The organism is Enterobacter cloacae complex sp. SHL020 (genome assembly GCF_049236945.1).
GTDB lineage: Bacteria > Pseudomonadota > Gammaproteobacteria > Enterobacterales > Enterobacteriaceae > Enterobacter > Enterobacter dykesii.
Genome location: NZ_JBMKJF010000002.1, coordinates 230542 through 248060 on the forward strand (window position 1 = coordinate 230542; position 17519 = coordinate 248060).

Genomic DNA, 17519 nt, shown 5'->3' on the forward strand with positions numbered 1-17519 from the left:
CCTGTCAGGATCTCCGCTTAATCAGGAGTCATGTTTAACTAAAGGAGCCAGACGTGTTGCCATCCAGTCGGCAATAAACGGCTGAGCATCGCGATTGGGGTGGATCCCGTCGTCTTGCATCCACTGGGGTTTGAGATAGACCTCTTCCATGAAAAATGGCAGCAGCGGAATATCAAACTCTTTGGCAAGCTTAGGGTAGATCGCGCTAAAGGCTTCATTATACCGACGACCGTAGTTGGCGGGCAGGCGAATTTGCATCAGCAGCGGCTGGGCGTTTGCCGCTTTGATATCCTGCAAAATGGTGCGCAGCGTTTGCTCGGTTTGCTGAGGCTGAAAACCGCGTAATCCATCGTTACCGCCAAGCTCCACCAGCACCCAGCGCGGCTGATGCTGTTTGAGCAGCGCAGGCAGGCGCGACAGGCCCTGCTGCGAGGTATCGCCGCTGATGCTGGCGTTGATTACCGGCGTCTTGCTCTGCCATTTGTCGTTGAGCAGAGCGGGCCAGGCCGCGCTGGCCGCCATGCGATAGCCTGCGCTGAGGCTGTCGCCGAGAACCAGTAACGTGTCCGCTGCCGCCGCGCGGAAGGTCATCAGAATCAAAAACAGGAAGGGCAAATGCCAGCGGAAAACAGTGTTGAAGTTCATCATCTTAAGAAGTCCGTCGGTCAGGGGGAACACGAGCTTTCCATCCTTACCGGAGTTGAACTCGTTGTCAAACGCGCTGAAACCATCGCGCTGATTGGCGAATCCGGCTCCGGCAAGTCCACGCTGCTGGCGATTTTGGCCGGTCTGGACGACGGCAGCAGCGGTGAGGTCCACCTTGTCGGACAGCCGCTGCATCAGCTTGATGAAGAGGCGCGGGCCGCGCTGCGCGCGCGCCACGTTGGTTTTGTCTTCCAGTCCTTCATGCTGATCCCAACCCTGAACGCGCTGGAAAACGTAGAACTCCCGGCGCTGTTGCGCGGTGAAAACAGCCGTGAAAGCCGGGCGCACGCGAAGGCGCTGCTGGAGCAGCTCGGTCTGGGCAAGCGTCTCGACCACCTTCCCGCACAGCTCTCCGGCGGCGAGCAGCAGCGCGTGGCGCTGGCGCGGGCGTTCAACGGCCGTCCCGAAGTCCTGTTTGCCGATGAGCCCACCGGTAACCTTGACCGTAAAACCGGCGACAAAATTGCCGACCTGCTGTTTTCGCTCAACCGCGAGCACGGCACCACGCTGATCCTCGTGACCCACGATCCGCAGCTCGCCGCCCGCTGCGACCGCCGCCTGCGGCTGGTGAACGGTATTCTTCAGGAGGAGGCATGATTACCCGCTGGTTCTGGCGCGAGTGGCGCTCGCCCTCGCTGCTGATTGTCTGGCTGGCGCTAAGCCTGGCGGTGGCCTGCGTGCTGGCGCTCGGTAGCGTCAGCGATCGCATGGAAAAAGGGCTTAGCCAGCAGAGCCGGGAATTTATGGCGGGGGACCGGGCGCTGGAAAGCTCCCGCCCGGTGCCGTCGGGCTGGATTGAAGAGGCGCGCAAAGAAGGGCTGAAGGTGGGAGAGCAGATAAGCTTCCAGACCATGACCTTTGCGGGCGACACGCCGCAGCTCGCCAGCGTTAAAGCCGTCGATGATATCTATCCGATGTACGGCGAACTGCAGACCAACCCGCCAGGGCTGAAGCCCAAGCCCGGTACGGTGCTGCTGGCATCACGTCTGATGGCGCTTCTGAACCTGAAACCCGGCGATAGCATCGACGTCGGCGACGCCACCCTCAACATTGCCGGGGAAGTGGTGCAGGAGCCCGATTCCGGCTTTAACCCCTTCCAGCTCGCGCCGCGCCTGCTGATGAACACCGCGGATGTCGCGGCAACCCATGCTGTACAGCCGGGCAGCCGCGTCACATGGCGCTATAAGTTTGGCGGCACGCCTGCCCAGCTTGAGGCGTACGAAAAATGGCTTCTGCCGCAGCTCAAACCAGAGCACCGCTGGTACGGGCTGGAGCAGGACGAAGGGGCGCTGGGTAAATCTCTTGAACGTTCTCAGCAGTTCCTGCTGCTGTCGGCCCTGTTGACCCTGCTGCTCGCGGTGGCGGCGGTTGCCGTGGCGATGGGACATTACTGCCGCAGCCGTTACGACCTGGTGGCGATCCTCAAAACCCTGGGGGCGGGCAGGGCGCAGCTGCGCAAGCTGATCGTCGGCCAGTGGCTGATGCTGCTGATTCTGTCCGCGCTGACCGGCGGAATAATGGGGCTGCTGTTTGAAAAACTGCTGATGGTGATGCTGAAACCGGTGCTCCCGGCCGCCTTGCCGCCGGCCAGCCTCTGGCCGTGGCTGTGGGCAATCGGCGCGATGACGGTGATTTCGCTGCTGGTGGGGCTACGCCCCTACCGCCTGCTGCTCGCGACGCAGCCGCTGCGCGTGCTTCGCAACGATGTGGTGGCGAACGTCTGGCCGCTGAAGTTCTACCTTCCGGTGATTATTGCCGTGGCGGTGGGGCTGCTGGCGTGGCTGATGGGCGGCAGCACGCTGCTGTGGGCGGTGCTGGCCGGGGCGGTTGTGCTGGCGCTGCTGTGCGGCGTGCTGGGCTGGATACTGCTTAACGTCCTGAAGCGGCTCACGGTGAAATCGCTGCCCGTGCGCCTGGCGGTCAACCGCCTGCTGCATCAGCCGTGGTCAACGCTCAGCCAGCTGTCGGCGTTTTCGCTGTCGTTTATGCTGCTGGCGCTGCTGCTGGTGCTGCGCGGCGATCTGCTCGATCGCTGGCAGCAGCAGCTTCCCCCGGAAAGCCCGAACTATTTCCTGATCAACATTGCCCCTGAGCAGGTCACGCCGCTGAAGGGCTTCCTGGCGGAGCATCACATCATTCCCGAGTCGTTCTATCCCATCGTGCGCGCGCGTCTGACCCAGATCAACGGTCAGCCAGCGGAGGGGAACAAGGACGAGTCGCTGAACCGCGAGCTGAACCTGACCTGGCAGGAGAAACGCCCTGACCACAACCCGATAACCGCGGGCACATGGCCGCCGAAAGCGGGGGAAGTGTCGATGGAAGAGGGGCTGGCGACGCGGCTGAACGTGAAGCTGGGGGACAGAGTCACCTTTACCGGCGATACCCAGGATTTTACCGCGAAAATCACCAGCCTGCGTAAAGTGGACTGGGAAAGCCTGCGACCAAACTTCTTCTTTATCTTCCCGCCGGGCGCGCTGGACGGGCAGCCCCAGAGCTGGCTCACCAGCTTCCGCTGGGAAAACGGCAACGGCATGCTGACCCAGCTTAACCGGGAGTTTCCGACGGTCAGCCTGCTGGATATTGGCGCGATCCTCAAACAGGTAGGGCAGGTGCTGGAGCAGGTGAGCCGCGCGCTGGAGGTCATGGTGGTGCTGGTGACGATCTGCGGCGTGCTGTTGCTGCTGGCCCAGGTGCAGGTGGGCATGCGCCAGCGTCATCAGGAGCTGGTGGTCTACCGCACGCTGGGGGCCGGTAAGCGGCTGCTGCGAATGACGCTCTGGAGCGAGTTTGCGCTGCTGGGGCTGGTGGCGGGTCTGGTAGCGGCCATTGGCGCGGAAACGGCGCTGGCGGTGCTGCAGACAAAGGTCTTCGACTTCCCGTGGGAGCCTGACTGGCGTCTCTGGTTGACCCTGCCTCTGTGCGGCGCTGCGCTGCTTTCCCTCTGCGGCGGCTGGCTCGGCACGCGGCTGCTAAAGGGCAAAGCCCTGTTCCGGCAGTTTACGAGTTGATTTAGAAGAGTGATAGTTGCGCGCCGGGTTTTAATACCGGCGCGTAATGTTTGAATAGCACAAAGTGATAATACCCACTCATTTAGTAGCACAAAACATTAAAAACCCGACCCCACAGCCCGATTATTTCCAGTTAATATTCACCCGCTAAATATTTAGCAGCGTGTCTATTAAGGAAAAATAATGACTATAAAAAAATCAGCGCTGGCGGCAACGATCGGCGCGGCAGTGGCATTGACTACCTTCGCTTCTCAGGCGGAAATCACCGTTCTTAAGCAGGATCCTCAGGCGGGTAACCCGCTGAGCCGCCTGAACTTTACCGTTGGCGGCAGTATTCGTCCTCAGTTCCAGAACATGACCGGCGACGATGGTAAAAACAGCTACAAGCGTAACGGCTTTGACGGCGGCACCCGCTTCCGTTTCGCGGCTGATTACTATCTGTTTGATGACATCAGCTGGATCAGCTACTACGAGCTGGGTGTCAATATTCCTGCGCAGTTTAACTGGGATCACCACTACGCCGACGGCGCACACGACACCACGCGTCGTATGCTCTACACCGGTCTGAAGAGCGACACCTGGGGTACGCTGACCTTCGGTCAACAGAACAGCGTTTACTATGATGTAGTTGGCGCGAAAACCGATATCTGGGACTACGACATGATCGGTCAGGCGCCAGGTAACGGGATCAACGGCGATTACGACGGTTCTTACCGTTCACGTAAGATGCTGAAATATAAGAAAACCATGGGTGATGCCGACATCTATGCATCCTACCTGTTTGAAGACAGCGAATACCTGCCGGGCAACGGCCTGCGCTACAAGCGTAAAGGCGGCGGTTCACTGGGTCTGGATTACCACCTGACCACCGACCTGACCTGGGGCGCGGCGTGGAACTATACCCGCGCGGACATGCGTAACCCGGACAACGGCGACAGCAAAACCTACGATCAGAACATCCTCGGTACCGCGCTGAGCTGGACGCCGGACAACTGGACCTTCTCCGCAGGCGGCGGCTGGTACCAGAACTTCCTGACCACCAAAAAAGTGTCTGTTAACGACTACTTCGCCGGTGATGCATGGGGTATTGAATACTTTGCGGGCTACAAGTTCCCAATCGGTCAGTACGCGGTTAAATCCATCCAGCCTTACTTCATGGGTGACCGTATTGAGTACGTGAACGGCCGTAACTACCAGCGCATCGACAACGGCGTGGGTATCAGCTTCCAGCTGGATTACGGTTTCCGCGTGGATTACGAACACGTGTTCACATCCAGCACCGACAACCTGGGCGATATGAACCTGGTGCGTCTGCGTTACGACTTCTAAGTCGTCTTGTTGGGTGCGGTCTGATGCCCTCACCCTGACCCTCTCCCACGGGGAGAGGGAACAAACCACCCGGCTTTATTTTTCAGCGATCAAGCCACTCAGCAATTTCTTCAAACGTCCCGCGATAGACAATCTTCTCCGCTTTCTTCTCCAGCTGATAGCCGTACATTGGGTCGTAATAGTCCTTCAGCAGCGGCGCAAGCCAGCTGAAGTGCACGTCAGTGCTGCCAGTACGTTGTTGTTCGACAAGCGCGGCGTCCAGTAAGGCGGTGAATTCCGCAAAGCGCTGCAGCCCCAGACGGCGGCGAATGGCGAACAGGCCGTGGTGCAGGTACTCGCTGTACTCTTTCCAGCCCGCTTCCTCACCGTATGCGGCAGAAAAGTCCGCCCACATATGGTCAAAATACTCTTCGCGCAGGCGCTCAAGGCGGACGTCAAACGGGTCTTCGACGACAACGATAGGGGATTCAACCATGCGATCGCGCAGGCACTCCGGCAGGTGGTTGGAGCCAATCATCCGGCCTTCATCTTCCAGCACCCAGCGCGCGGCGTCTTTTTTCAGGAGCTCAACCGCAAGGTGATTTTCAAAGCTCGCCTGGGAAAGCTGCGGCGTCAGCGTGCGGCCAAACGACGAACCGCGATGGTGCGCCAGCCCTTCCAGATCGATACCCTGCGCGTGCTGCTTCACCAGCAGGGTTTTACCGTTTCCGGTACAGCCGCCAATAAGCACCATCGGCTTTTGTGACTGCTCGATGGTCACCTGAATCGCCGTCTGACGCAGGGCCTTATAGCCGCCGCGGATCAGAGGGTAGTTGACGCCCGCCTCTTTCAGCCAGGCCTGAGAGATATGCGAGCGCTGGCCGCCGCGCGCGCAGCAGAGAAAGCCCTCAGGATGGGCAAGGCTTGCTTCCCGCCAGGCGTTGATGCGTGCCTCACGCGTCTCGCCGCTCACCAGATTATGGCCGAGCGCCAGCGCGGCCTCGGGGCCCTGGCGTTTATAGCAGGTGCCGACGGCAGCGCGCTCGTCGTCGTTCATTAAGGGCAGGTTGACCGCCGCAGGCATCGCGCCCTGGGCAAATTCGATCGGCGCGCGAACGTCGATCAAAGGGGTATCGGACGCGAGGATCGCGCGATAGTCCGTTCCATCGTTCATGGTTATTCCAGAAGAAAACTCAGCAGCAATGGGCGGGGATTGTACGCCGGGGAAGGGGAAGATCAACTCCCCGGCGCAGATGTCTTACTTGAGCTTTGACTGTGCCCAGACAATACCGCTCGCATATTCCGGCGGCAGGAGCGGGATCATCGCTTCCAGGGTGGCACTCAGGCGGCTCGTGTCGCTGTCGTTCAGGTTCAGGTGACCGACCTTACGACCCGCGCGAACCTCTTTGTCATACCAGTGCAGATGCACGAGCGGCAGCTTCAGCCAGTCGTAGTTCAGATCGGTGCCGATCAGGTTGATCATCACCGACGGGCTGTTGACCACCGGCTGCGGCAGCGGCAGGTCGGCGATCGCGCGCAGGTGCAGCTCGAACTGGCTGATGGACGCGCCGTTTTGCGTCCAGTGGCCGCTGTTGTGCACGCGCGGCGCAAGTTCGTTGATCAGCAAACCGGACGGGGTGATAAAGCACTCCATCGCCATGACGCCCACATACCCGAGTTCGTGCATGATGGCAGAGAGCATATCTTCCGCCTGCGCCTGCTGGTCAGCATTGGCGTGCGGGAAGGCGACGCTGGTGCGCAGAATGCCGTCCTGATGCAGGTTATGCGTCAGCGGATAAAAGACGGTATGCCCGTCTTGCCCGCGCGCGCCAACCAGCGACACTTCACCGCTAAAGTTGATGCCCTGCTCAACGATGCACTCGCCGTAGCAGTCGTCCGGCAGTTCTGCCGTTTCATCTGCACGCAGGCGCCACTGGCCGCGGCCGTCGTAACCGCCCACGCGGCGCTTCACGATTGCCAGCTCGCCCAGCATCGCGAAAACGTCATTCCACTCGCTTTTATCGGACAGGAGCTGCCACGGCGCGGTCGGCAGACCGAGCTTGTCGAACAGCTGCTTTTGGGTCAGACGGTCGGCGATGATCGGGAACACGTCGCGGTTAACGAAGGCGTTATGACGCGCCAGCTCGCGGGTCAGAGCCGTTTCCGGCCAGCGTTCGATCTCGGCGGTGATCACGCTCTGGTGGAACGGTACGGCTTCCGGTTCGGCGTCCAGCCCGACGGGCCAGACGGCAATACCCAGCGGCTCACCGGCCTGACGCAGCATGCGGCCTAGCTGGCCGTTACCGAGGACGCAAACCTGCTTCATGCCGCACCCCGCGGGTCCGGATTGTCCAGCACCTCGTCGGTCTGGGCTTTACGCCACTCCGCCAGACGCTGGTGTAATGCTTTATCGTGCGTCGCAAGAATTTGCGCCGCCAGCAGGGCGGCATTGGCAGCACCCGCTTTACCAATCGCCAGCGTGCCGACAGGAATACCGCGCGGCATCTGGACGATGGAGTAGAGGCTATCCACACCGCTTAACGCGGCGCTTTGGACCGGAACGCCCAGTACCGGCACCAGGGTTTTGGCGGCAATCATGCCCGGCAGGTGTGCTGCGCCGCCCGCACCGGCGATGATCACCTCATAACCGTTCTCTTCGGCGCTTTCGGCGAAGCTGAACAGTTTGTCCGGTGTACGGTGCGCGGAGACCACTTCAACGTGGTGCGGAACATTCAGGATTTCAAAGATTTCGGCGGCGAACTGCATGGTAGCCCAGTCGCTTTTGGACCCCATCACGATGGCGACACGCGCCGGATTATTGCGGGAAGACATGCGTCTTAAAACTCCTGTGGTGCGAAACACACTGCTTTCGAGGGCACAGAGAATAGCATGTTATACGGGCAAGGAAAACGGTTGCGCGGTTAAAAGGCGAGCAGTTATGGCGAGAAAGCGATAACAAAAAAGACCGCACGATGGCGGTCTTTTGTGTGATGTTACTGAAGATCCCCTGCGGACAGGTTCTCGTTGTCGAACGCGCGGCTGACATCGATATGATTTACCATGCTGGTGTCGGCATTCGAGCCTGATTTTGGCACGGAGAAGCGATTCTCCGCGGCCTGTGCGCCAGTGGACACCACGACTGCCAGCAGCAGGGTACTTACGATGCTGATGTTTTTCATTCTCTGTTCCTTCCTCATCGTATTGTCGCTGTCGCACGTCGTAGCTGGCGGCACGGCAATCAGGGTTTTTATTTAGTTAGTTCTGCGGTCATGTACACGCGGTTGTTGACCTTCGCGCTCGTGATTTTATAAGAGGCATTCTGCTCGGCGGCCTGCGCGGCAATTTTCGCTTCTGCGCGGTCAAGGGTAGAGGCGGTTGCGCTCACGCTTTGAGCGAAAGAACCGAAAGAAACCAGAGAGAGAGCAGCAACTGCAACGAAAGTTTTGATGGATTTCATGGTCGTATTCCTTAAGTATTTTATCTGGGATAGGGCGTGTTGCCCTGATGTGATAAATAATAGGCCGACCACGGGTTGATTAAAATCGAAACAATTTGCCGATGTTGTTCAAAAAAATAGAATGATAGTGTGAGGGATTAGAACGGAAACGCGATCAGCTCCACGCCCTCTGGCGTGACTTTGACCATGGAGCCTTCGGTGTGCCAGGCACCCAACACCACGCGATGGGCCGCTTCGCCGTTGGCGATAAGGGAATGGACGTCAGGACGGTGCGTATGACCGTGGATCAACCACTGAACGCCATGCTTTTCCATCACGCTCACCACGGCCTGCGGGTTCACGTCCATGATGGTCATGGATTTGCTGCTGTTGGCGGCTTTACTGCCCGCGCGCATTCTGGCGGCGATGCGGTTGCGGATAAACAGCGGCAGCGCAAGGAACACCTTTTGGATCCACGGGGTGTGGACTTTGGCGCGAAACGCCAGGTAGCCGGTATCGTCGGTGCAGAGCGTGTCGCCGTGCATGATCAGGACCCTGCGGCCATAAAGATCGAGCACCTGCTCTTCCGGCAGCAGCGTCATGCCGCTTTCGCGGGCGTAGCGCTTGCCGATCAGGAAATCACGGTTGCCGTGAATGAAGTAGCAGGGAACGCCGGAATCCACGAGGGCGTGAATGGCGGCTGCCATTTCACGGTGCAGCGGGTTAGGGTCGTCGTCGCCAATCCAGGCTTCAAAGAGGTCGCCCAGGATGTACAGCGCATCGGCGCTTTTCGCTTCACCGCGTAAAAAACGCAGAAAACCGGCGGTTATCGCCGGTTCTTCTGTTTGCAGATGCAGATCCGCAATAAAGAGTGTCGCCACGAATTACTCGCTGACGGTCACGCTTGTAATCACAACGTCTTCTTTAGGAACGTCCTGGTGCATACCGCTGCGGCCAGTAGCGACGGCTTTGATCTTGTCAACCACGTCCATACCTTCAACCACTTCTGCGAATACGCAGTAGCCCCAACCCTGCAGGCTTTCGCCGGAGAAGTTCAGGAAGTCGTTGTCGGCCACGTTGATGAAGAACTGCGCGGTGGCAGAGTGCGGAGCCTGAGTACGGGCCATTGCCAGCGTACCGCGGGTGTTTTTCAGACCGTTGTTCGCTTCGTTTTTGATCGCTTCTTTGGTCTCTTTCTGGTTCATGCCAGGTTCAAAACCGCCGCCCTGGATCATAAAGCCGTTGATCACGCGGTGGAAAATGGTGTTGTTGTAGAAACCTTCGCGGCAGTAGTCCAGGAAGTTTTTAACTGTTTCAGGCGCTTTGTCATCAAAGGTTTTGATTACGATATCGCCATGATTAGTGTGGAAAGTAACCATTTTTGCATCCTGTTCCGTTATTGTGGTACGTCGACCCGCGTTCGGGTCATCTATAGGGGCTTGTTATAGCATAACCACAGGATGCGATCACCTTGCATTGTGTGCTGCTTCGGGTTTGAATTACGGGTAGAATAGCCGGCTTTCAACCACACACGTGTTTACATGGAATCTTCGATGTTAAAAATCTTTAATACAATGACGCGCCAGAAAGAGGAATTTAAACCTATCCATGCCGGGGAAGTCGGCATGTACGTGTGTGGTATTACGGTTTACGATCTCTGTCACATTGGCCATGGCCGTACCTTTGTCGCTTTTGACGTGGTGTCACGCTACCTGCGTTTTCTGGGCTATACCCTTAAATACGTGCGTAACATCACCGACATCGACGACAAAATCATCAAGCGCGCAAATGAAAACGGCGAAAGCTTCGTTGCGCTGGTCGATCGCATGATCGTCGAGATGCATAAAGATTTTGACGCCCTGAATATTCAGCGCCCGGACAGCGAGCCGCGCGCGACCCACCACATTCACGAAATTATTGAGATCACCGAAAAGCTGATCGCACGCGGCCACGCGTACGTTGCGGACAACGGTGACGTGATGTTCTCCGTGCCGACGGACCCAACCTACGGTGCGCTTTCCCGTCAGGATCTGGATCAGCTGCAGGCCGGGGCGCGCGTTGACGTAGTTGACGTGAAGCGTAACCCGATGGACTTCGTACTGTGGAAAATGTCCAAAGAGGGCGAGCCAAGCTGGCCATCCCCGTGGGGAGAGGGCCGTCCGGGCTGGCACATTGAATGTTCCGCGATGAACTGCAAGCAACTGGGCAAGCACTTCGACATTCACGGCGGCGGTTCGGACCTGATGTTCCCGCACCATGAAAATGAAATCGCGCAGTCCACCTGCGCCCACGGCGGCGAGTACGTTAACTACTGGATGCACTCCGGGATGGTAATGGTTGACCGCGAGAAGATGTCTAAATCGCTGGGTAACTTCTTCACCGTGCGCGACGTGCTGAAATATTACGACGCGGAAACCGTGCGCTACTTCCTGATGTCCGGCCACTATCGCAGCCAGCTGAACTACAGCGAAGAGAACCTGAAACAGGCACGCTCGGCGCTGGAGCGTCTGTATACCGCGCTGCGCGGTACCGACAGGTCTGTTCCTGCTGCTGGCGGCGAAGCGTTCGAAGCCCGCTTTGTTGAGGTGATGAACGACGACTTCAACACCCCGGAAGCGTACTCCGTGCTGTTCGACATGGCGCGCGAAGTAAACCGCCTGAAGTCAGAAGATATGGCCGCGGCGAATGCGCTGGCATCCCATCTGCGTAAGCTCTCCTCCGTGCTCGGCCTGCTGGAGCAGGATCCGGACGCGTTCCTGCAGAGCGGTGCGCAGGCGGACGACGGTGAAGTGGCGGAAATTGAAGCGTTGATCAAAGCGCGTCTGGAAGCGCGTCAGGCAAAAGACTGGGCGGCGGCAGATGCGGCGCGCAACCGTCTGACCGAGATGGGCATCATTCTGGAAGATGGCCCGCAGGGCACCACCTGGCGCCGTAAGTAATTTTCCCCTCACCCTAACCCTCTCCCGCAGGGAGAGGGAATTGTTAGGTTTTCTCCCTCTCCCCGTGGGAGAGGGCCGGGGTGAGGGCATCAGCGCGCACGTTTCCTCCACCACAGCAACCCCATCAGCACGACTCCCGGCAGCCACACCCACAGCAGTTCTGACACGATCACCTGATGCCCGTACGGCGTGGTGTAGCGCGACAGCGCAAACGGCGCGACCTTAATGACCTGCCACGGCGCAAAGAAGCGTTCATCTGACCACGGCCACAGCCAGCCGACGCCTTTCCCGCCCGTGGTAATCGAATCCAGCAGGCTGTGCGACAGCAAAGACACGGTTAAAAACAGCCAGCACCGCGTCAGGCTGGCCCGGAACCATCGTCGGCCAATCAGCACGCAAAGTATCGGCACCACAAAGGCGAACAGCAGGGAGTGGGTAAAGCCGCGATGGCCGAAAACATTGCCGTACGCGACGCCGAACTTGAACGCCAGCACGTCGGCATCCGGCATCATGGCGAGGACAATCCCGGCAAACAGCAGGCGGGGAGGAATCACTTTGGTTCCCAGGCCTAAGCCCAGACAAAGCGGAACAGCAGCGTGCGTAATAACGGTAGGCATTGCGATTATCCATGGCAAATCATGGAAATATAGCAGCAATCCCGCGCCGGCAGATCCGCGTCAAATTCTTATTTTTACGCTGACTCGCGTGCGATTAGCTGCCCGGAAAGCGTAATGCGCTGGGTTTGCAGCGTCGGCTCCTTCAGCGTGCGAATAATCAGCCCGGCAGCCTGACGCCCGGTCTCTTCGCTGGCGGACGACACGTAGGTAAAGGACGGCGAGGTGAGGTTAACGTGGAGCATATCTTCGAAACCGACCAGCGCGACCTGCTGCGTCAGAAATACATCTTTACCCACCGTTCGTCCGACCTGATGAATACCGGAGATGGAGCCGATCATCGCATCCGGAGAGTGGCAGAGCAGGGCGGTGATGGTGTTGTTTTTTTCCAGCAGCTGGCGGGTGGCGAAACCCGCCGCCAGGGTGTCATTGCTGCAGGCCGGAGAGTATTCATCTCGCCAGACCAGCCCGTTTTGCGTCATCGCGCTGCGAAAACCGAGCAGGCGCTGCTCGCGGATAAGGCAGCCTTCACGCCCGCCAATGTAGGCGATATTGCGATGGCCGCGCTCGATAAGATAACGCACCGCCAGGTTTGCCGCCTGACGGTTATCGCGCATCACCAGATTGCATTTTTCATCCAGCAGCGACTGAGAGACCACCACCAGCGGCAGCGGGCAGCGGCGAATCTGCTCCGGCAGGGTGGAGGTGCGGGTATCCGAGGCCAGATAGATCACCCCGGCGACGCCCTGCTGCTTAAACGACAGTAGGCAGCGCTCAAGATGGTCATGGTCGTTCTGGGGCTGGCCGAGAAAAACCATATACCCCTGTTTCTCAAGATCCTGGACGATGCTCGCCATCACCTTGATGGAGAAACTGTCGCTAAAGTCACGGAGGATCAGGCCAATCAGATTGGACGTATTGGCGCGGAGGTTGGCAGCGGCAACGTTATGAACATAGCCCAGCGTATTGATGGCAGCGTTGACCTTCTCGATCGTTGCCTCTGAGATTTTCCCTTTCTGGCGCAAAACCAGCGAGACGGTTGAGACCGATACGCCCGCGTGCTTTGCGACATCAATAATGCTGACTTTCTTCAAAACCGCTCCCTGAAATTCACCGATTATCAGTCAGATACGACAATGCGTCTCCCAGACTACAGGAGACGCGTCGTTCAGGCATCTTATTATTTGCCGATCATGGTGGACATGGTCTGGGCGATAAACTGTGCTCTGGCACCGAAAATCACCTGTATACCGTTGTCGCCGACGAAGACCACGCCGCGCGCGCCGAGTCCGTTCAGGCCGTCCTTATCGACCACCTCGCTTTTTGCCACTTCCAGGCGAAGGCGGGTAATACAGGCGCCGACGGAGTCGATATTGTGCGCCCCGCCCAGCAGGGTGATAATCTCGGTCGCGAGTTCGGAATCAGACTTATCATCCGCGTTGGCGGTCACTTCAGTGCGGCCCGGCGTTTTCACGTCGAAACGACGGATCACAAAGCGGAACGTGAAGTAATAAATCAGGCCCATTGGAATGCCGATGATAATGGCATTAAGGAAGTTGGTCTGGTAACCGTTAAATGACGGCAGGATCCCGAATGACAGATAGTCTATAAAGCCCGCGGAGAACGATTTGGCAATATGCGCATGCAGCAGGTACATGGTCATGTAGGCCAGACCCGCCATGATGGCGTTAAAGACGTACAGGATCGGCGCCACGAAGATAAATGTAAACTCGACCGGTTCGGTGATCCCCGTCAGGAAGCAGGTCAGCGCCGCGGAGAACAGAATACCGGCCGCGATTTTCTTATTTTTCGTATGGGCTTCGTGATACATCGCCAGGCACGCGGCGGGCAGCGCGAACAGCATCAGCGGGAATTCGCCCTGCATGAATTTACCGGCATTCTGGTAGGTGTTGCTGCTGAAGGACTTCACCCCTTCTTCCAGCATCTTGAACCAGATGGTCTGGTCGCCGTGGATCACCTGTCCCGCCTGGGTGGTGTAATCCCCGAACGAATACCAGAATGATGGATACCAGATGTGGTGCAGGCCGAGCGGGATCAGCGCGCGCTCTACCAGACCGAAGATAAAGGTCGACGCCGCCTGATTATCGCCGTTAACCACCACGGAGAGCGCGTCGATACCGGCCTGGATATGCTGCCACACGTACGGCAGCAGCAGCCCCATCAGGAACGACAGAAACGCCGTTGCAATGGCCACGAAGCGCTTGCCGGAGAAGAAGCCCAGGAATTCCGGCAACTGCATGGTGTTGAAGCGGTTATAGCACCAGGCCGCGAGAATACCGCAGATCAGGCCGCCGAAGACGCCCATCTGCAGCGTCGGAATACCCACTACCATGGCGTATTTCCCGCCCTGGGAGGCCATTTCCGGCGTGATGCTCAGCACGGTGCTGATGGTGATATTGGTGACAAACACCGACACCGCCGCAGACAGCGCCGCGATGCCGGATTCTGACGCCAGACCCACGGCGGAGCCAATGGCAAACAGCATCGGCAGGTTATCAAAGATCACCCCGCCCGCGTTCATCATCAGCGGCAGATGGAACTTATCGCCGAAGGCCAGCAGCAGGCCCGCAGCGGGAAGCAGTGAAATTGGCAGCATTAAGGCGCGACCAATCATCGATAACTTAGACAGCGATTTAACAAACCCTGATATCAGACTCATGCTGATTTCCCCCGAGTAGCGCTTTTTTGGCGCTGTTATTGTAAGTAGAACGTTTTAGTAGAACGTTCTACTTATCGTGGGCAAAGCGTGAAAAACGCGCAACTGAATTTTCACGTTTCAACAGATGAAATAGTGATTATTTGAAGTTGATCGATAAATAACCGCGATGGGCGTGAGGGGATTTTATATCCCCTCTCCCGGTGGGAGAGGGTGAGGGCATCAGACGGCTCAGGCCGTAACGGTTACGCTCTGTCCTTCAAAGCTCACGGTCTGACCCGCGACAATCTTGCAGCGCTTTCGGGTTTCCACCGCACCGTCGACTTTCACTCGCCCGTCGGCGATAACGATTTTGGCCTGCGCACCGCTTTCACTCCAGCCTTCCAGCTTGAGCAGATCGCACAGCTCTACGTGCGGGTGTTTACCTAATGAAAAAGTCGCCATCTTACGCGTCCTCTACGTCGTGATATTCTTCGCACGCCTGCAGCGTATTCTGAATCAGCGTTGCTACGGTCATCGGGCCTACGCCGCCCGGTACGGGGGTAATGTAAGACGCGCGCGCAGCGGCATCTTCGTACACCACGTCGCCGACCACTTTGCCGTTTTCCAGACGGTTAATCCCGACGTCCACGACAATCGCGCCCTCTTTGATCCACTCGCCCGGAATAAAGCCCGGCTTGCCGACCGCGACGATCAGCAGATCGGCGTTCTCGACGTGGTGACGCAGGTTTTTGGTGAAGCGGTGGGTCACGGTGGTGGTGCAGCCCGCCAGCAGCAGCTCCATGCTCATCGGGCGGCCCACGATGTTGGAGGCACCAATCACCACGGCGTTCAGACCGTAGGTGTCGATGTTATAGCGCTCCAGCAGCGTCACAATGCCGCGCGGCGTGCACGGGCGCAGACGCGGCGCGCGCTGGCACAGGCGGCCAACGTTGTACGGATGGAAACCGTCCACGTCTTTATCCGGTGCGATACGCTCCAGCACCTTCACGTTGTCGATACCCGCCGGCAGCGGCAGCTGAACCAGAATACCGTCGATCTCTTTATCGGCATTAAGGGTGTCAATAAGTTCCAGCAGCTCTGCTTCGCTGGTGGTTTCCGGCAAATCGTAAGAGCGGGAGACGAAGCCCACCTCTTCACACGCTTTGCGCTTGCTGCCGACATAAATCTGCGATGCCGGGTTGCTGCCAACCAGCACAACGGCCAGCCCGGGGGCGCGTTTTCCGGCAGCTTTACGCGCCTTCACTTTTTCCGCGACCTCAGAGCGCACCTGCTGCGCAATCGTTTTACCGTCAATAATCTTTGCTGCCATCAGAGAGAAGATTCCGTCTGTAACGTTTGAAAGGGGGGATGGCGTGTATTTTGTCAGAAGCGAGCGTCGCTGTCAGTCACCCTTTACGCGTTTTTATCAGTGTGACGCAAAAACCCTTCTTAGGGGATGGTCAATTTCTTAGGCGGGATTAGGATGTGACCTGGCGAAATGGCAGCGTTTTGACATATTTAAAAAACGCGTCCTGAGCTACTTTGTCTCCTCCGAAATAAGCTTTCAATTAATCAATTGAACGTATTTCTTATTCCCGATTATTCGCGGGAAGGGTTATTTACATTTTAAAGGAATAGACATGAAACTCAGCAACATTGCTTCTACTGTTATTGCTACTTTGGCCCTGGTTGCAGGTGCCGCAAATGCAGCAGATCCTGCTGCGCCGGTTTCCGTTAATGGCGGTACCGTACATTTTAAAGGTGAGCTGGTTAATGCGGCTTGTTCAGTAAATACGGATTCTTCCGAGCAGACCGTTAATCTGGGCCAGTATCGTACCGCGAAATTTACCAAAGTGGGCGACACCACCTCTAATATTCCATTCAACATTGAACTGAATGATTGCGATCCGCTGGTGGCCAAAACCGCAGCCGTTGCGTTCACCGGTCAGATCGACCCAACCGACAAAACCCTGCTGGCCGTGACCTCCGGTAACAACGACAACACCGCGAAAGGCGTGGGTATCGAGATCCTCGACAGCAAATCCAGCGTTCTGACCCCAGACGGCGCGACCTTCTCTGCTGCGCAGACGCTGATCGAAGGGACCAACACCCTGAAGTTCACCGCGCGTTACAAATCAACGGCTGCCACCACTGAGCCAGGCAAGGCGAACGCTGACGCCACCTTCGTAATGAAATACGAGTAATTCCTCCGCACAGGGATGTTCAGGCCTCAGGGACGAGGCCCGTCATACGCAAATGCCAGGAACGAAGGATGACAAGGACTGGAACACTACTGCTGTTAACCCTTGCGATGGCTTGCCCGGCATCGGCGCATACCGTGGTGATCGAAGGTGGGAAGGTTCATCTCAGAGGTGAACTGGTGAACGGCGGCTGCGCCGTGGCGCCCGACAGCCAGAATATGCGCATCGACATGGGGCAGTACCGAACCAATTCATTTTCCGGTGTGGGCAGTTTTTCCACGGTTAACGTGCCTTTCACCGTGCGGCTGCTGGACTGCAGCGTTGATGTTTCGCGCACCGTGGGGATCCAGTTTCAGGGCGTGACGCCCGCAGAAGATCCGCAGGTATTTCTGGCGACATCGCGGCCGGGTGAAACGCCCGTCAGCAGCGGCGTGGGGCTGGCGCTCTTTGACGAACAGCAGCGTCAGATTATCCCAAACGCCACGGCCGTCAGCTGGCTGCCGATCGATACCCGCGAGCTCGCGTTCCATTTTAGCGCCCGCTATCGGGCTATTTCCGAACACCTCGAGCCAGGCAAAATTCAGTCGGATGTCTGGTTTACGTTGATTTATCCATAACACCTGCGAACACATTATTAAAGGTAAGGTTG

Annotated in this window: 19 protein-coding genes; 6 read left to right on the plus strand and 13 right to left on the minus strand. The window is 57.8% G+C overall.

From position 1 onward, the window contains the following. Positions 1–21: 21 nt before the first annotated feature. A complete protein-coding gene (tesA, locus tag ACOTZB_RS06170; RefSeq protein WP_133549871.1) occupies positions 22–648 on the minus strand; it encodes a multifunctional acyl-CoA thioesterase I/protease I/lysophospholipase L1 in 627 nt (208 codons plus the stop codon). Here tesA and ybbA point away from each other — a divergent pair. From ybbA to ACOTZB_RS06185, 3 genes are all read left to right on the plus strand, one after another. Next, positions 616–1302: a putative ABC transporter ATP-binding protein YbbA gene (gene ybbA / locus ACOTZB_RS06175; RefSeq protein ID WP_047650473.1), complete on the plus strand. Its 687-nt coding sequence runs from the start codon at positions 616–618 to the stop codon at positions 1300–1302. The genes tesA and ybbA overlap by 33 nt on opposite strands. After that, positions 1299–3713 carry a putative ABC transporter permease subunit YbbP gene (ybbP, locus tag ACOTZB_RS06180; RefSeq protein WP_421626701.1) on the plus strand — a complete coding sequence of 805 codons (2415 nt, stop codon included), beginning with the start codon at positions 1299–1301 and terminating at the stop codon, positions 3711–3713. Before ybbA ends, ybbP begins: the two co-directional genes overlap by 4 nt. Positions 3714–3896: 183 nt before the next feature. Next, complete coding sequence (locus ACOTZB_RS06185) at positions 3897–5042, plus strand: porin (protein WP_421626702.1); 1146 nt, start codon at positions 3897–3899, stop codon at positions 5040–5042. Positions 5043–5124: 82 nt separating this feature from the next. Here the strand turns inward: ACOTZB_RS06185 and mnmH are convergent, their stop codons facing one another. The 7 genes from mnmH to ppiB all read right to left on the minus strand — a co-directional run bounded on the left by mnmH (position 5125) and on the right by ppiB (position 9836). Further along, on the minus strand, positions 5125–6195 hold the full coding sequence (gene mnmH, locus ACOTZB_RS06190) for a tRNA 2-selenouridine(34) synthase MnmH (protein ID WP_421626703.1): 1071 nt from the start codon (positions 6193–6195) through the stop codon (positions 5125–5127). Between the two features lie 84 nt (positions 6196–6279). Continuing rightward, positions 6280–7347: a 5-(carboxyamino)imidazole ribonucleotide synthase gene (gene purK, locus ACOTZB_RS06195; RefSeq protein ID WP_421626704.1), complete on the minus strand. Its 1068-nt coding sequence runs from the start codon at positions 7345–7347 to the stop codon at positions 6280–6282. Then, entirely contained in the window at positions 7344–7853 is a 510-nt protein-coding gene (gene purE, locus ACOTZB_RS06200) for a 5-(carboxyamino)imidazole ribonucleotide mutase (RefSeq protein ID WP_014882834.1), read from the minus strand. Before purE ends, purK begins: the two co-directional genes overlap by 4 nt. Positions 7854–8014: 161 nt before the next feature. Then, a complete protein-coding gene (locus tag ACOTZB_RS06205; RefSeq protein ID WP_029741050.1) occupies positions 8015–8200 on the minus strand; it encodes a hypothetical protein in 186 nt (61 codons plus the stop codon). A 68-nt stretch (positions 8201–8268) separates the two neighbouring features. Then, positions 8269–8478, minus strand: coding sequence for a YdgH/BhsA/McbA-like domain containing protein (locus ACOTZB_RS06210; protein WP_023310633.1), 210 nt, complete (start codon positions 8476–8478; stop codon positions 8269–8271). Between the two features lie 137 nt (positions 8479–8615). Further along, positions 8616–9338 carry a UDP-2,3-diacylglucosamine diphosphatase gene (lpxH, locus tag ACOTZB_RS06215; protein ID WP_023310634.1) on the minus strand — a complete coding sequence of 241 codons (723 nt, stop codon included), beginning with the start codon at positions 9336–9338 and terminating at the stop codon, positions 8616–8618. A 3-nt stretch (positions 9339–9341) separates the two neighbouring features. Continuing rightward, positions 9342–9836 (minus strand): peptidylprolyl isomerase B, encoded by a 495-nt coding sequence (gene ppiB / locus ACOTZB_RS06220; RefSeq protein ID WP_023310635.1) that lies wholly within the window; start codon positions 9834–9836, stop codon positions 9342–9344. A 174-nt stretch (positions 9837–10010) separates the two neighbouring features. Here ppiB and cysS point away from each other — a divergent pair, with 174 nt between their 5' ends. Further along, a complete protein-coding gene (gene cysS / locus ACOTZB_RS06225) occupies positions 10011–11396 on the plus strand; it encodes a cysteine--tRNA ligase (protein WP_045400770.1) in 1386 nt (461 codons plus the stop codon). Positions 11397–11485: 89 nt separating this feature from the next. On the opposite strand, the gene ACOTZB_RS06230 is transcribed toward cysS, so the two are convergent. The 5 genes from ACOTZB_RS06230 to folD all read right to left on the minus strand — a co-directional run bounded on the left by ACOTZB_RS06230 (position 11486) and on the right by folD (position 15999). Continuing rightward, positions 11486–12013: a metal-dependent hydrolase gene (locus ACOTZB_RS06230; protein ID WP_421626705.1), complete on the minus strand. Its 528-nt coding sequence runs from the start codon at positions 12011–12013 to the stop codon at positions 11486–11488. A gap of 74 nt (positions 12014–12087) precedes the next feature. Further along, a complete protein-coding gene (gene malI / locus ACOTZB_RS06235) occupies positions 12088–13104 on the minus strand; it encodes a Mal regulon transcriptional regulator MalI (protein ID WP_421626706.1) in 1017 nt (338 codons plus the stop codon). Positions 13105–13190: 86 nt separating this feature from the next. Next, entirely contained in the window at positions 13191–14690 is a 1500-nt protein-coding gene (locus ACOTZB_RS06240; RefSeq protein ID WP_421626707.1) for a PTS transporter subunit EIIC, read from the minus strand. Between the two features lie 228 nt (positions 14691–14918). Next, on the minus strand, positions 14919–15131 hold the full coding sequence (gene ybcJ, locus ACOTZB_RS06245) for a ribosome-associated protein YbcJ (RefSeq protein ID WP_010428256.1): 213 nt from the start codon (positions 15129–15131) through the stop codon (positions 14919–14921). A gap of 1 nt (position 15132) precedes the next feature. Next, positions 15133–15999: a bifunctional methylenetetrahydrofolate dehydrogenase/methenyltetrahydrofolate cyclohydrolase FolD gene (gene folD / locus ACOTZB_RS06250; protein ID WP_008499332.1), complete on the minus strand. Its 867-nt coding sequence runs from the start codon at positions 15997–15999 to the stop codon at positions 15133–15135. 310 nt (positions 16000–16309) lie between these two features. Here folD and fimA point away from each other — a divergent pair, with 310 nt between their 5' ends. Both fimA and fimI read left to right on the plus strand, forming a co-directional pair. After that, positions 16310–16873: a type 1 fimbrial major subunit FimA gene (gene fimA / locus ACOTZB_RS06255; RefSeq protein ID WP_047650485.1), complete on the plus strand. Its 564-nt coding sequence runs from the start codon at positions 16310–16312 to the stop codon at positions 16871–16873. A gap of 68 nt (positions 16874–16941) precedes the next feature. Further along, entirely contained in the window at positions 16942–17487 is a 546-nt protein-coding gene (gene fimI / locus ACOTZB_RS06260) for a type 1 fimbrial protein subunit FimI (RefSeq protein WP_023310642.1), read from the plus strand. The last annotated feature ends 32 nt before the right edge of the window (positions 17488–17519 follow it).